We start from the raw sequence: 510 nt of genomic DNA on the forward strand, positions 1-510 counted from the left end.
GTTCAGACCCAATTCCTGCTCGACCAGCGCCGACAGCCCGCCGATGGATTTGCGGAAATCCACCACCGAGCGGTACAGATACACCGTGCCGATGCGGTGCCCGGGGTGCATCAACGTCCCCGCTCGGAAAGCGCTGCCGACAAGGCGGCCAGCCAGTCGACGCTGGGCAGCGCGGCACACTCGAGCCGCAGCTCGGAATCGATCACCACCGTGCACTCAGTGCGGGCTGCGATCGAGGGCTCAATCTGGATCGCAGCGAATCCCCCGCGCTGGGTGCGACGGGGGCGAGCATCGGCCACCAGGCGCTTGCGCCACTGATAGAGCGCTTGCGGCGACAACCCCTCACGCTGGGCATACGCCTTGGTGGTGATGCCCTCGGCTTCAATCGCCGACAGGTGCGACAACCAGAACTCGCTGCGCTCCGACATGTTCGTGCTCCCTGAGAAACGGAAGCCTGAGCATGCCGCCTCACCCGCGGCTATGTAAGGATGGGGTTCGTGGAGCGCTTAC

Annotated in this window: 1 protein-coding gene; it reads right to left on the reverse strand. The window is 65.3% G+C overall.

Annotation, left to right across the window (positions count from 1 at the left end; genetic code table 11):
• Positions 1–110: 110 nt before the first annotated feature.
• On the reverse strand, positions 111–428 hold the full coding sequence (tnpA, locus tag M622_RS22850) for an IS66 family insertion sequence element accessory protein TnpA (RefSeq protein ID WP_021247885.1): 318 nt from the start codon (positions 426–428) through the stop codon (positions 111–113).
• Positions 429–510: the final 82 nt, after the last annotated feature.

It is taken from the genome of Thauera terpenica 58Eu (genome assembly GCF_000443165.1).
Classification (GTDB): domain Bacteria; phylum Pseudomonadota; class Gammaproteobacteria; order Burkholderiales; family Rhodocyclaceae; genus Thauera; species Thauera terpenica.

Coding starts and splice junctions, on each gene's coding strand:
- tnpA (WP_021247885.1), bottom strand. CDS start 428: ATGTCGGAGCGCAGCGAGTTCTGGTTGTCGCACCTGTCGGCGATTGAA.